A 13,768-nucleotide genomic window follows, 5' to 3' on the forward strand; every position below is an offset into this window, starting at 1 on the left:
GCCTCTATTTAACAATCAATATCATTAGCTAATAATTATCGTCACCGAGAGGAATGACATGCCACGCTTTACACGCTCTGTTCTCGCTAGCGCCGTTACGCTAGCTATTTCTGCAGGCGCCGCCTCCGCCCAAGAAAATCAGCAATTGGACAACATCGTTGTCTCAGCCAGCGGGTTTGAGCAGGCAATGGTCGACGCGCCTGCCAGTATCTCGGTGATCTCTCGTGAAGAGTTGGAACGTACGCGGGTGACAAGCATCGCCGACGCACTGCGTAACGTTGAAGGGATCGATGTGGGTGGCGAGGTGGGCAAAACCGGCGGGCGTAACATTAGTATCCGTGGCATGCCCAGCGACTATACGCTGATCCTGATCGATGGCCGCCGCCAAAATGCGGCGGGCAGCGTCACCCCCAATGGCTTTGGCGAAACCTCCACCAGCTTCTTTCCGCCTATTTCCAGCATTGAGCGTATTGAGGTGATTCGTGGGCCGATGTCGACGCTATATGGCTCTGATGCCATGGGCGGTGTCATCAATATTATTACCCGCCGGGTGGGCCGTGAGTGGACAGGCTCTGTTGGGGTCGAAAACACCTTTAACGAGGATCGCGATTTTGGCGATCGTCGCGAGATCAACCTCTACACCAGTGGCCCGCTGATTGAAGATACCCTGGGCATTCAACTGCGTGGGCGGATTTATGAGCGCGACGCTTCCGAGCTTACCTATACCGACAACAACGGCGACCCGATTGAAGTCGACCAGCGCGGCCCCAGCCCAGTGGAAGGCGATACTTACAGCCTGGGTGGCAAGCTAACCTGGACACCCACTGAAAGCCATGACCTGTGGCTTGACGGTGAAGTCAGCCGCCAGCGCTACGACAACGATGAGTGCCAACTAGGCACCCTGGATGGCCGCACCCGTAGCTGTGCACCCGACCCCGGCAGCGCTACCGGCTATTCGGACGAACTCCGTTTTGAGCGCGAGCAAATCGCCGTTGGCCATACCGGACGCTTTGCCTCGGGCACCTTGGAATCGAGCCTGATGCGAAACACCACCGAAACCAAGGGTCGCACGATCCCTGGCGATATGGGCGTCGCTTATGAGGGCTTCCCTGGCATTGTCGGCGGAGCCCCGCGAGAGTTGGAAACCACCAATACCGTGCTCGACAGCAAATTCATCATGCCGTTAGACAATCATATCGCCACCGTGGGAATGCAGTGGTGGGATGCAGAGCTTGACGATGGCTTGGCCGGTGAGACCTTTGAGCAGACCACCTGGTCGCTGTTTGCCGAAGATGAGTGGCTGCTGCGCGACGATTTAGCGCTAACCCTGGGCGGTCGCTACGATCACCATGACGCCTTTGGCAGCCAGTTTAGCCCGCGCGGCTACTTGGTGTGGAATACGACGCCCAACTGGACATTAAAAGGTGGCGTAAGCCGTGGCTACAAAACGCCGTCGCTTAATGATCTACATGACGGCATTAACGGTGTGACGGGCCAGGGCACGATACTGACTATTGGTAACCCCGGTCTTGAGCCTGAAACCAGCACCAGCAGCGAGATCGGCGCCCATTACGATAACCAACAAGGCTTCACTGCCAGCGCCACGCTGTTCCACAACCAGTTTGACGACAAGATTGCCAGCGGCAGCGATATTCTGGTGGAAAACGACCCGCTGATTCCTGACGGCCTGTACAGCCAACAGGTCAACGTCGACGAGGCGATTACCCAGGGAATTGAACTTTCCACCAGCTATCAGTTCGCGCCCGATTGGCGCGTCAACGCTAACTACACCTATACCGATAGCGAGCAGAAGAGTGGCGATAACAAGGGCGAGCCGCTGACCGACACCCCGGAACACGCCATTAACGCCACCCTGCGCTGGCAGGCAACGGCAAAGCTGGATACCTGGCTCTCAGCAGAGTACCGCAGCGAGCGCTACCGCAACCGCGAGAGCGTGCGCGGCGCGCCCTCGTTTGATGACCTGGGCGACTTTAAAGCCTACTCACTGTTTCACTTGGGCGGTAATTACGCGGTCACCGATCAGCTTAATCTGAGCGCGACTATCTACAACCTGTTTGACAAAGATTTTGTCGACTACCAAGGGTACGAATCTCGCAACCGTGATGGCGACCTAGTCACCAGCTATGGCAACCGCTACGCCAATAGCGAAGAGGGTCGCCGCCTGTGGCTCTCCGCCCGCTACGAGTTCTAATCGGTTTCAGCTCGCTACTGTTTCGATGTTCTGTTTCGATGTTCTCTTTCTGCCCCGGCCATGCGCTGGGGCTTTTTTTGTTTCCGCGTCCTGCCCCCTTCCCTTTTTCCTTAGCAGCGAAAAAAAGCGGCTATCGCTGGATAGCCGCTGCTGTGTTGCGTTTATAACAGGAAACTAGCGCTTAGAAGGCAACGTTGAGGCCTAACCAAACTCGACGGCCATCTTCTACATAGCCGTACTCGTCGTAGTTGATCGTTTCGTCGAACAGGTTGTAGATCCCCGCATTCAGTTGTGTCGTTTCATTTAGCTGGTAGCCAACGCCTGCATCTACAAAGGTGTAGGAAGGAGCCACAATATCACGGTTTGAAGGGCCGGTAGTCGGTTGGCTCTCTTCGCCACGGTAGGTGACTTTTGTCCATTGACTCAACTTGGCAGAGACTTGCCAATCTAACGAAGCGGATACCTGGTGCTTAGGCAGTTGTGTTAATGGCTCGCCTGCATACTCACCACTTTTTTGCTCGCTATCGGTATAGGTGTAGCTGGCCGTTAGAGCAACGGTATCAGTTAGCGGCGCAGCCACACTCGCCTCGACGCCCTGGGTCACCGCTTCATCAACGTTCACGCGATAGGTAGGATCGTTGCCATAATCGTTAGCGCCATCCGTACAGATATCGATGGGGCAAGCAATGCGGGTAATTTTATCGTCAAAGTCGTTATGGAACAGCGTGACGCTGCCGCTCAAGCCAGTGTCGTTGGCATAAAGCAGAGCCAGCTCTTTATTGAGCGAGGTCTCTGGCTCAAGATCAGGATTGCCGTAGACATTGCCGCCACGACTGACCTGCCCCCAGTCGGGAGTGATCTCACGCAGGTTGGGCGCACGGTAGCCGGTCGAGACACCGCCTTTCAACGTCCAGTCAGGCGTCATATTCCACACGCTGTAAAGGCGCGGGCTGAGGTGGCTGCCGTAGTTATCGTCGTCATCAATACGCAAACCGCCGGTCAGTGCCCAAGAATCGGTGAGCATCCACTCATCTTCTACAAAGAGGGCCCATTGACTGTTCTCAATTTCTTTGCGGTCGGATATTTTGTTCGTCGTAGTATCGTCAAGCGCCTCTTCCTCGTAGCTCGCGCCTACCGTCAGCATATGCATCCCTAGCGGGATGACCGCGCTGGTTTTAGCGGTGGTGTTGGTGATTTCAATATCCCGCGATTTGTTTTCGCTACTTTCACGCTGCAGATAGGTTTCGCTGGTGCCCCACTCGAAGCGACCACTATGGGTCACAGCGACATGCTGGTGGGTAAACTCATTAAAGCTATCGGAGCAGCCCCTGTGACAGCCCTCTGATGGCGCGGATTTACCCATTAGCGACTGCCGGTCTTGCTCCGTAATGCCGGCTTCAAGCGTAAAGTCGTGATGCTCCGTCGCCGCCAGGCTTAGCCGTGCTGTAAGACTTTGCAGGCTTTTATCTTCGTAGCCGTTAAGAATAGTGTCTTCGTCACGCTGAGAGGTGCGTCCGTATAGCTGAAGCCCTAAGCGGTCGCCTACCAGCGGGCCGCTGAGATAAAAGTTGGCCTGACGGCTATCGCCGGAGTCGCTGTTTTCCTGGAGCACGGTATCGAGTTGCACATTGCCGTGCCACTGCTGAGCCACCTTGCGGGTTATCACATTGATGACCCCGCCAATGGCGTCAGAGCCGTAGAGCGTCGACATCGGCCCACGCACTACTTCAATACGCTCAATAGCCTGTAGCGGCGGCAGCCAGTCTTGCTCAAATCCGGCATCGCCATTGGGCCGGGATTCTCGGGAATTCTGCGGGCGACCATCGACCAATATCAGCGTGTACTGGGAGGGCATGCCGCGAATTGAGATATCCTCGCCGTTATCCCCCGCGCCCCCACCAGTGACAATCACACCGGGCACATCGCGCAGCGCATCGATAACACTCTGATAGTGCCCCCGCTCTAACTCCTCGCGGGAAACCACGCTGATAGAGGCAGGCGCATTGGTAACCTTCTGCTCAAAACCTGACGCGGTTACCACCATATCGTCTAAGCGGGGTGTTTCTTGTGCCCATAGAGCGCTACTGGCAAGCGAAGAGATGGCGCTGGCCAACAGCGTACGGCGCAAACAGGGAGACATAACTTCGTCCTTCATAGTATGTAGGCAGTGTGGATGAGTATTCGCTCTATTAAATGCGAATTATTAGCATTAATATTTTTACACACTCTTTGCACTCTTGGGTGAGACGGTACGTTCAACATACCGGAACACAAATGCCTATTATTTTTATTCGCACCAAAAAATGGCACAATTCGCGCTCACCCTTTTCCCGTGGGCCTGACCATGTATGACTTTGACGAACTGACCGCCTTTGCCGATGTGATGACCACGGGCAGTTTGACACGCAGCGCGCAAAAGCTCGGGCTAGCCAAATCGACCCTGAGTCGCCGCATCAGCCAGCTTGAAACCCGGCTTAACCAGCCGCTGCTGCGCCGCCAGGCCAACCGCTTAATTCCCACCGAGGCGGGGCTGCTGTTTCATAACTACTGCACCGAGCTTTTAGCGATGGCGGCTCATAGCCAGGAGGCACTGGCTGAACTGCGTGAGGAGATTAGCGGCGAAATTACCCTTGAAGTGCACGGCGCCCTGGCGCGCAGCTGGTTAGCCAGTGCGATTGATGCGTTCTTAAATCGCCACCCTAAGGTAGAGCTAACGCTACACACCCGGGAAACACCGCCCACTAAAATGCATAGCAATAGCGTGCATGTCTGGCTTGGGCCCACTCACGAGTGCGGGCTAAATCAGGAGCGCTTGGGCCACCTATCCCGCGGACTTTATGCCAGCCCTCGCTATTTGGCCGCTGCTGGCACGCCCCACCATCCGAATGAGTTGAACCAACACGCCTGGATCGACCTGCTGGGCACGGCCTCTGACGGCCTGCTGCTCACTCATTCAGAGCATGGTCAATACACCTTTAACCCACCCCATTCACGGCTGCGTGTGGATATCACTACGCTGCACATTGACGCCATTGCGCGCAGCCAGGGCATCGGCTTGCTTTCACACTGGTTAACCGCTAAACGAGAACAGCATCACCCGGGAGAATTAATCAACTGCCTACCCGGCTGGGAGCCAGTGCCACTCCCTATCACGCTGCTCTATGCTTACGGCCACCAGACACGTCGCACCCACGCGCTACTAGAGTTTTTACGTAGCCAAGTACCCGCACCGTGGCGCACCTCACCCGCCACTGTGTAAGTTAATTCGAGTGTTTACCTTGCCAGTTAGCCCGCTTATTAACGACAATAAGCGGCTACCGATTAGCCAAGGACTGTAAATGCTCGCCGAACTCTTTGCTGTCATGGCGCCCGTGCTGGCGGGTGCAGGGCTCGGCTACTTGTGGGTACGCCTAGGCCACCCCTACCCGGTCGACTTCATTACCCGTTTGGTATTTAACATTGGTACGCCCTCGCTGGTATTGGCGTCGCTGGCGGGTGCCGATATTGATGCCACCACCTTTGGCCAGACGATGCTAGCCGCCGCGCTGGTCATTCTCACCATGGGGGCGGCTACCTTTGGAGTGGCGAAACTGCTGCGCCGCAGTTGGCGGGTACTGCTTGCGCCCATGATGTACCCCAACACCGGCAACATGGGCTTACCCGTGGTGCTTTACGCCTTTGGTAGTGCCGGGTTTGCCTACGGCATCACCGTGATGGTGACCGTCTCGCTGTTTCAGTTCACTTTAGGCGCGGTGCTTAATAGTCAGGGCAACCCGCTCAAAACCCTTGTAAAAACGCCCACAGTTTACGCCATTGCCATTTCCATGGCGTTACTGTTGACAGACACTGCTCTGCCGCCCTGGTTGGCAAATACGGTGGACTTGATGTCCGGTTTCACGGTACCGCTTATGCTCATTACCCTGGGCGTATCGCTAGCCAGCATCCAGGTGAAGAATCTGCGTTCAGGGCTTGGATTTAGCCTGGTGCGAGTGCCTCTCGCCGCTGTTGTCGCCTGGCTAATCGCTGGCTGGGTGGGACTTCCTCCTCTGGCGCAAAGCATTTTAGTGCTGCAAATGTGTATGCCGGTGGCGGTCTTCAATTATCTCTTTGCTCAGCGTGCCCAACGCGAACCCGTCTATGTTGCCAGTTTGGTCTTCTGCTCAACGTTGTTAGCGCTGTTTTACCTGCCCGTGCTACTTGCCCTGCTCATATAATAGTTGAACCCCCGCGCGGCGATAGGGTCACTGCTAGACTACTGGCAAGGATGCCAATGATTAATTTCACCAGAGGGCGCGCTATGCTTTATGTGAACAACAGCCACCCTACCCGACTGCCCCCTGCTGTTTTAGCGGGGATCAATGGGTTAGTGCTGGCAAGCGCTATCAACACGGCAAAGGCGGAAATCATTCAGGATTCACTGGAGACCGATCACCTTACTCTCTCCATTGAGCGCATTGCTGATGGGTTCGAGCACCCATGGGCGGTGGCATTTCTACCCGATGGCCGCTACCTGGTGAGCGAACGCAGCGGGCAGTTGAAACTCGTCGACCCCGATAGTGGTGAAGCCAGTACCTTGGAAGGCATGCCCGAAGTGAGTACTCAGGGCCAGGGCGGGCTGTTGGACGTAACATTACATCCTGATTTCGAAGGCGGAAATAGCGACGGTGATAACGACTGGATCTATTTCACCTGGAGCAAGCCCGACGGCAACAACAGCCGCTCGGCGTTATCGCGGGTAAAATGGCAAAATGACCAGTTGGGTGAAGTTGAGCACTTGTTTGAACAGGATCGCGCCTCTGGGCCTGGCCGCCACTACGGCTCACGATTAGCGTGGCTGCCCGACGGCACCCTGCTGATGAGTGTTGGTGACCGTGGCAGTGAACCACCCCGCGCCCAGGCAAGCGATGACCATGCGGGCTCTACCCTGCGCCTTACCGCAACGGGCGGCGTTCCAGACGACAACCCCTTTGTCGGCGATGACACCACGCTGGATGAAATTTACTCCATGGGTAATCGCAATATTCAGGGTATGACCGTACTGAGTAACGGCGAAGCCTGGGCATCAGAGCACGGCCCGCGTACCGGTGACGAACTTAACCATATCCAAGCAGGCAATAATTACGGCTGGCCAGAAGCAAGCCAAGGCAATGACTACGCGACCAATGAGCCGATTGGCCAAGATTCGCTGCCCGGCATGATCGATCCGGTGTACGTGTTCGAAGGCCGTTTTGCGCCAGCAGGTTTGGCTGAAGTGACTAGCGGCGCCTTCGGCGAGTGGCAAGGCAACTTATTGGCCGGCGGGCTAGGCAGCGAGAAATTACTGCGCCTACGCTTAGTTGATGGCAGCGTAGCTGAAGAAGAACTGATTCTTGAGGGCCAAGTGGGACGTATTCGTGATGTTCGCCAGGGCCCTGACAATGCTATCTACTTGGTCACAGATGATCCGCAAGGCGGTCTTTATCGTCTGCAACCAACTGACGATCGGTAGCCCTAACTTGACCAATCAACGTCTGTATTAACACCGCCATGGATGCAGCATGCGACTACGCAATTTAATTATTTTAACGGTGATTGTGCCGCTGTTTATCATCCTGGTGGTATTTAGCTTGGTGGCGATTAAGTCGCTTGAAGATAACGTTCGCTCGAAACTACAAACGGAAGTAGAAATTATTACCCGAACGCTAAGCTCTTCACTGAGCTACGCGGTGACCCCTGATAGCAGCACGCCGCTTGAAGAAGCGCTACAGTCAGCGTTCTCTTTTCATCGCATTTACGGTGCTTACGTATTTGATACCGAGGGCCGCGATATTTATGGCCTGGGCCTGGGTAAGGATATTTTCAGCCGCGAAGAGATTCAGCAGGTGATTGAACGCGATGACTTATATAGCAATTATCGCCAGCACGATGGATGGAATTACTACTCGGCGTTGACGCCGCTGCGCTCACAGGATGGCACGGTGTATGGCGTGCTGCAGGTCAACCGGCTGAATACTGGCATTGAGAACTACACGGGTTTTATCAGTATTGTCGCCGTACTGGTATTTGTGATTGGTGCGGCCGGCATTGTCTTTAGCATTTGGTGGGGTTTTCGGCGCCACATTGAGCGCCCGCTTAACCGCCTACTCCGCGTCATGCAACTGGTAGAGGATGGCGACCGCAGCCAGCGCGCCGCCGAAGATGGCCCCACCGAATACCGCAGCCTCGCCTCAGGATTGAACGGCATGCTGGATGCGATGGCAGAAAAAGACAGCGAGATAGAGGATCGCCAGCGGCGTGAAATTGAGCTTGAAAAGCGCCTGCGTAAATCGAAAAAACTCGCTGAACTAGGCGTACTCGCCGCTGGGGTGGCCCACGAGATAGGCGCGCCGCTCACGGTGATCAACGGCCAGGCGCAGCGTCTGGCTCGCCGTGATGTCATTGGCGATGACGAACGCGCCCGGCTAGGACGCATTCGTGGCGAGGTGGAGCGCATCGTCGAAATCGTCCGCCAACTGATGGAATTAGGCCGTCAACATAACGTAGAGAAAGGTAAACAGGCCCTCGATAGGCTTATCATGAGTGCCAGCGATTTAGTTGAAGAAGAGTTAGAACCACGCAATATTTGTTTAGACGTTGAATTACCGACGCCAACACCCAATTTATTGGCCAATGGACAACAAATTGTTCAGGTGCTGACCAATTTACTACGAAATGCGGCACAGGCACCGGAAGTTAGCCGCATTCGAGTGCGCGCACAGCAACAAGATCATGAGTTGATACTGTGGGTGGAAGACGATGGCCCGGGGATTCCCGGCGGCCATCACAGTAAAGTATTTGACCCATTTTTTACCACCAAACCGGTCGGCCAAGGCAGCGGTTTGGGGCTCTCTATGGTACATCGCATTATTAACGACCACGGCGGTACGATTGGCGTGTTTGACAGTGCCCTTGGTGGCGCTGGATTTGAAATTACGCTACCCCTTAGTGAAACCGCATCCGCTTGAGGACAACGTTTGTGACCCATCAGGAACACCTTTTACCTTTATTGGTGGTGGAGGATGACGCCGCTATACGTGAATTATTAGAAGAAGAGCTACAGGATGCAGGCTATAAAACGCTGGGCGTTCCCAGCGCTGAAGAGGCGATTGCCCTACTCAGCCACACCACCGTCTCACTGGTGATTACCGACGTGCGCTTGCCGGGTATGACCGGCATTCAGCTTCTGCAGCAGTTACGTCATGCAGGCAGCGAGCTCGGCATTATTGTGATTACCGCATTTGGCACGATCGACCAGGCGGTCGAGGCTCTTAAACTTGGCGCTGACGACTTTTTAACCAAACCGCTCGACCTTGATGCCATTCGCGATGCAGTGTTCCGCGTTTTGGAGCGACAGCGTTTAGCCGTTTCCCACGACGCCGAAATCAGCCACTTCCACGGTATCGTGGGCAAAAGCCACGTCATGCAGGCACTCTTTCACGACGCCTCTCGGCTCGCTAAAAGCGATGCGCCCATTCTGATTCTGGGTGAAAGCGGCACCGGTAAAGAGCTGCTTGCTCGCGCGATCCATCAGGAGAGCCCGCGTCACGAGCAGCCGTTTGTGCCGGTAAACTGCGCCAGCATTCCCGCTGATTTGATGGAAAGCGAGTTCTTTGGCCACATAAAAGGCGCTTTTACCGGTGCTAATGAAGCGCGCAAGGGGCTATTCCATAGCGCCCAGGGCGGCAGCCTGTTTCTGGATGAGATTGGTGAAATGCCGATTAACCTGCAGGCGAAGTTGCTCCGGGCTTTGCAGGAGAAGACCGTACGGCCGGTGGGCGGCGAGCGCGAAGAGCCGGTGGATGTGCGTATTATTGCCGCGACTCATCGCAACCTGGAAAAAGAGATAGAACAAGGCAACTTCCGCAGCGACCTTTTCTACCGGCTGGAGACCTTTTCACTGCGCATTCCCCCTTTACGCGAACGCGGCACCGACATTGAACACCTGGTGTTTGCGCTTATCGACAAACACTCAGAGGCACAGGGTAAGCAGATAGAGCAAATTGAGCCTGAAGCGCTCAACAATTTGCTCAACTACGCCTACCCAGGCAATGTTCGCGAACTGGAAAATGCCATTATGCGCGCGGTCACTTTGAGCGAGGATGGCTCACTTAGCCACAAAGATTTACCCGAACGTCTGCGCGAGCAGTCTACCGTGGAAAGCGGTAAACCACTGACGCCGACTCTGAGTGGCGAATTGCTTGCTGGAAGCCAGTTACCTACGCCCCCTCCGATCCGCTGGCCGAGCTTGGAAGAAGTTGAAAAGCGCTATATCAACAAAGTGCTGGAAGCAACGGGTGGTAACAAGCGCCGAACGGCGGAAGTGCTGGGAATTGCTCGTAGAACGCTGTATCGCCGTTTAGAAGATAACGAGGAGTAAGCAACTAACTTATAAAGAAGCGCTAAATTGGTGACAAAAAAAACCCCCGCGGGCGCGGGGGCAGAAAGGATGATAAACCGTGTGGAGCAGCCGCAGGGAACAAACAGCTGAGACGATTTACCATCGTAGGGAGCGGTACATTTACCGATTACTTTAATAAATTACTGGTTGCTGGTTTCATCAGAATTTGCGTTTTCTGCGTCAGTGTCTTCACTATCACCTGGCATTGGGTCAGTACCTTCACCGAAGCCCGGTTCTTCGTCAGGATTCATGGTGCCAGAGGCGGGTTCATCCATTGTATCCTCAGGCATGCCCTCACCAGACATGTTGCTTCCTGACATATCATTTTCCGACATAGGTGCTTCAGCACCGGTACTTTGGTTCATAGAGCTTTCAGAACCTTGATCTTCGCCAAGCCCAGGATCCTGTTCCATGGCAGGTTCTTGCTCTAGGCTGGATTCTTGACCATTAGTAGTATCCTGCTCTAATGGGGATGCCTCTTCAGCAGGGGGAGCCGTTTCTTCACTATCCCCACAACCTGCCAATACAATGACACTCGCTGCCGTTGCCATCATGCACAGCGTTAACCAGCGTGGGCGCTTAGCAATTTGCTTGCTCTCAATGTGATCAAGTTGCTTATCCATAATACCCACCTCCATCTCTAATACTTAAATCGGCTACTCTATATACAGCCTGTACATAAATGGCATTTCATCTGCTCAACCAATATTCAATACATTCACTTATTGTACCAACATCGATTAATAAATGTAAAAAACCATTTAAATCATAATCTTAAAATAAAAATGAGAACCCCATTATTCAATCACACTGTGAGTTTATGTGGGTAAAAAATGACACATGAGCGTTAATTTCCGCGTTTAACGAGCCGTTGTGACACACAAGCCCCACCTATGTATAATAATTATTAATAAATTGATCATCTAAAACTCTTATTTCTTTATGAATGGCATTGTGTCGCTGCTATTAATCATCACCTCGTGCGATATAGTTTGGTGCGATACAGTTTGGTTCGATATAACTTGTTTCGATAAAAACAGCGACAACACAAGTCCATTCCGTCAGCTCGTTTCTACTGAAAAGGCATAGCCGATGGACGAATCACGACCCGTCAAAATTAAAGTGCGCGGCTTGAGCAAAGTTTTTGGCAAGCACCCACAGAAAGCCATTGAACTTCGCAACCAAGGCATGAAACGCCCCGAAGTACTGGAGAAAACAGGCCAGACGCTAGGCCTTTCCAACATCTCGTTTGATGTTTATGAGGGCGAACTGCTGGTGATAATGGGGCTGTCGGGATCGGGAAAATCAACCTTGATTCGCTGCCTCAACCGTCTGATTGAAACCACCGAAGGTGAGATCGTCATCGACGGCGAAAATATTCCCACGCTGAAAGAGAAGGCGTTGCTAGAGTGTCGCCGCCGCCATTTCTCGATGGTGTTCCAGAATTTTGCTCTGTTTCCTCATCGTACCGTGCAGCAAAATGCCGAATTCGGACTTGAGATTCGTGGCGTTGAGAAAGCTGAGCGTTACAAAATCGCTCATGACTCGCTAAAGCAGGTCGGCTTAGAGGGCTGGGAAGACGCTTACCCCAACCAGCTTTCTGGCGGCATGCAACAGCGGGTTGGTCTAGCCCGCGCGCTCGCTAACGATGCCACCGTACTGTTGATGGATGAAGCCTTTTCGGCCCTTGACCCATTGATTCGTAAAGATATGCAGCAAGAGCTTTTGCAGCTGCAATCCAAAATGCAGAAGACCACGGTCTTTATCACCCACGATTTGGATGAGGCGCTCAATATTGGCGACCGCATCGTGCTGCTGAAAGATGGCGAAGTGGTACAGATCGGCACACCGGAAGAGATTCTTACCCAGCCAGCGGATGACTACGTGCGGCGCTTTATTGAAGGCGTTGATAGGGCAAGAATTTTGACCGCCGAGAGCGCCATGCGCCCACTACGCTCTACCGCCCGCGAAAGCGACGGGCCGCGCACCGCTCTACACCGCATGCGTGATCACAGTATCGACTCTATTTATGTGGTTAATCGTGACCGCCACCTTATCGGGCTGCTTGAAGCCGACGCCGCCAGCCGGGCTATTGAAGAGGGTGCTAACTCTATCACGCCCTATTTGACTCAAGATTTCCGCAGAGTCCCAACGGACGAGCCGCTGCATAACCTGTTTGCCATGTTCAGTGAAAAGAGCTTCCCCATCGCCGTGACTGATCAGCAGGATCAACTACTTGGCGTGGTAGTAAAAGGCGCAGTACTCGACGAACTGGCACGAGCAGGAGAGCACTAATGGATATACCACGCATCCCGCTAGGTAACTGGATTGAAAGCGGCCTGACATGGTTGACCAGCGAATACTCCTTGGTTACCCGCGGCATTTCTCGCTTTACCCAAACCGGCATTGATATTTTAAACAACGGCCTTTTTTGGCTACCAGAATGGGCGCTGTTAGCCTTGATTGCACTGCTGTGCTGGCGGTTAGGCGGCATTCGCTTAGCTATTGGGGCCATCGCAGGCTTAGCATTAATTTGGAACCTGGGCCTGTGGGAGCCCATGATTGAGACGCTCACGCTAGTCGTATTTGCCACCTTCGTAGCGGTGGTTATTGCCCTGCCCGTGGGTATTGCAGCGGCGCTTTCTGAGCGGCTTTACCGGGTCATCATGCCGCTTCTGGACTTTATGCAGACCATGCCCGCGTTCGTCTACTTAATTCCGGCTATTCCGTTTTTTGGGATCGGCTCGGTCTCAGCGATTTTTGCCACGGTAATTTTCTCAATGCCGCCCGCTATTCGCTTTACCACGCTGGGTATCCGCCAGGTTCCTGTAGAGCTCATTGAAGCCGCTGATGCCTATGGCGCCACGCGGGGTCAAAAACTGTTTAAAGTGCAGTTGCCGCTCTCGCTGCCCACGGTAATGGCGGGCATCAACCAGACCATCATGCTCGCACTCTCAATGGTGGTTATCGCCGCCATGATTGGTGCCGATGGCTTGGGCAGCGAAGTATGGCGCGCGATTCAACGCCTACGCCCCGGCGATGGCTTTGAAGCGGGTATTGCAGTGGTTATATTGGCGATGCTGCTGGACCGTTTAACGCAATCGCTACGCAAAACGCGCAAATAAAGCAAAGCAGCCGAA

The 13,768-nt window shown here is 54.1% G+C and carries 10 protein-coding genes; 8 read left to right on the plus strand and 2 right to left on the minus strand.

Annotation, left to right across the window (positions count from 1 at the left end; all coding sequences use genetic code 11):
* Nucleotides 1–58 precede the first annotated feature (58 nt).
* Entirely contained in the window at nucleotides 59–2,212 is a 2,154-nt protein-coding gene (locus QT230_RS08915; RefSeq protein WP_308321266.1) for a TonB-dependent receptor domain-containing protein, read from the plus strand.
* Nucleotides 2,213–2,393: 181 nt separating this feature from the next.
* Here the strand turns inward: QT230_RS08915 and QT230_RS08920 are convergent, their stop codons facing one another.
* Entirely contained in the window at nucleotides 2,394–4,352 is a 1,959-nt protein-coding gene (locus QT230_RS08920) for a ligand-gated channel protein (protein WP_308321267.1), read from the minus strand.
* 204 nt (nucleotides 4,353–4,556) lie between these two features.
* Here QT230_RS08920 and QT230_RS08925 point away from each other — a divergent pair, with 204 nt between their 5' ends.
* The 5 genes from QT230_RS08925 to QT230_RS08945 all read left to right on the plus strand — a co-directional run bounded on the left by QT230_RS08925 (nucleotide 4,557) and on the right by QT230_RS08945 (nucleotide 10,607).
* The gene (locus QT230_RS08925; RefSeq protein ID WP_308321268.1) at nucleotides 4,557–5,471 is read left to right on the plus strand and encodes a LysR family transcriptional regulator; all 915 of its coding nucleotides are present in this window, start codon (nucleotides 4,557–4,559) and stop codon (nucleotides 5,469–5,471) included.
* 79 nt (nucleotides 5,472–5,550) lie between these two features.
* On the plus strand, nucleotides 5,551–6,426 hold the full coding sequence (locus QT230_RS08930; protein WP_308321269.1) for an AEC family transporter: 876 nt from the start codon (nucleotides 5,551–5,553) through the stop codon (nucleotides 6,424–6,426).
* 83 nt (nucleotides 6,427–6,509) lie between these two features.
* Nucleotides 6,510–7,700, plus strand: coding sequence for a PQQ-dependent sugar dehydrogenase (locus QT230_RS08935; protein ID WP_308321410.1), 1,191 nt, complete (start codon nucleotides 6,510–6,512; stop codon nucleotides 7,698–7,700).
* A 49-nt stretch (nucleotides 7,701–7,749) separates the two neighbouring features.
* The gene (locus QT230_RS08940; protein ID WP_308321270.1) at nucleotides 7,750–9,195 is read left to right on the plus strand and encodes an ATP-binding protein; all 1,446 of its coding nucleotides are present in this window, start codon (nucleotides 7,750–7,752) and stop codon (nucleotides 9,193–9,195) included.
* 11 nt (nucleotides 9,196–9,206) lie between these two features.
* Complete coding sequence (locus QT230_RS08945; protein WP_308321272.1) at nucleotides 9,207–10,607, plus strand: sigma-54 dependent transcriptional regulator; 1,401 nt, start codon at nucleotides 9,207–9,209, stop codon at nucleotides 10,605–10,607.
* Nucleotides 10,608–10,768: 161 nt separating this feature from the next.
* Here QT230_RS08945 and QT230_RS08950 read toward each other — a convergent pair whose 3' ends face one another.
* Nucleotides 10,769–11,251, minus strand: coding sequence for a hypothetical protein (locus QT230_RS08950; protein WP_308321273.1), 483 nt, complete (start codon nucleotides 11,249–11,251; stop codon nucleotides 10,769–10,771).
* 469 nt (nucleotides 11,252–11,720) lie between these two features.
* Here QT230_RS08950 and QT230_RS08955 point away from each other — a divergent pair, with 469 nt between their 5' ends.
* Complete coding sequence (locus QT230_RS08955; protein WP_308321274.1) at nucleotides 11,721–12,923, plus strand: glycine betaine/L-proline ABC transporter ATP-binding protein; 1,203 nt, start codon at nucleotides 11,721–11,723, stop codon at nucleotides 12,921–12,923.
* Nucleotides 12,923–13,753 (plus strand): proline/glycine betaine ABC transporter permease, encoded by an 831-nt coding sequence (locus QT230_RS08960; protein WP_308321275.1) that lies wholly within the window; start codon nucleotides 12,923–12,925, stop codon nucleotides 13,751–13,753. The genes QT230_RS08955 and QT230_RS08960 overlap by 1 nt, the downstream gene beginning before the upstream one ends.
* The last annotated feature ends 15 nt before the right edge of the window (nucleotides 13,754–13,768 follow it).

The organism is Halomonas sp. SpR8, from assembly GCF_031010195.1.
Classification (GTDB): Bacteria; Pseudomonadota; Gammaproteobacteria; order Pseudomonadales; family Halomonadaceae; genus Vreelandella.

What these genes read in the sequence shown, in the direction of transcription:
- QT230_RS08915 (WP_308321266.1), top strand. Translation starts at nt 59, where the DNA reads ATGCCACGCTTTACACGCTCTGTTCTCGCTAGCGCCGTTACGCTAGCT.
- QT230_RS08940 (WP_308321270.1), top strand. Translation starts at nt 7,750, where the DNA reads ATGCGACTACGCAATTTAATTATTTTAACGGTGATTGTGCCGCTGTTT.
- QT230_RS08960 (WP_308321275.1), top strand. Translation starts at nt 12,923, where the DNA reads ATGGATATACCACGCATCCCGCTAGGTAACTGGATTGAAAGCGGCCTG.
- QT230_RS08920 (WP_308321267.1), bottom strand. Translation starts at nt 4,352, where the DNA reads ATGTCTCCCTGTTTGCGCCGTACGCTGTTGGCCAGCGCCATCTCTTCG.
- QT230_RS08950 (WP_308321273.1), bottom strand. Translation starts at nt 11,251, where the DNA reads ATGGATAAGCAACTTGATCACATTGAGAGCAAGCAAATTGCTAAGCGC.
- QT230_RS08930 (WP_308321269.1), top strand. Translation starts at nt 5,551, where the DNA reads ATGCTCGCCGAACTCTTTGCTGTCATGGCGCCCGTGCTGGCGGGTGCA.
- QT230_RS08925 (WP_308321268.1), top strand. Translation starts at nt 4,557, where the DNA reads ATGTATGACTTTGACGAACTGACCGCCTTTGCCGATGTGATGACCACG.
- QT230_RS08935 (WP_308321410.1), top strand. Translation starts at nt 6,510, where the DNA reads ATGCTTTATGTGAACAACAGCCACCCTACCCGACTGCCCCCTGCTGTT.
- QT230_RS08955 (WP_308321274.1), top strand. Translation starts at nt 11,721, where the DNA reads ATGGACGAATCACGACCCGTCAAAATTAAAGTGCGCGGCTTGAGCAAA.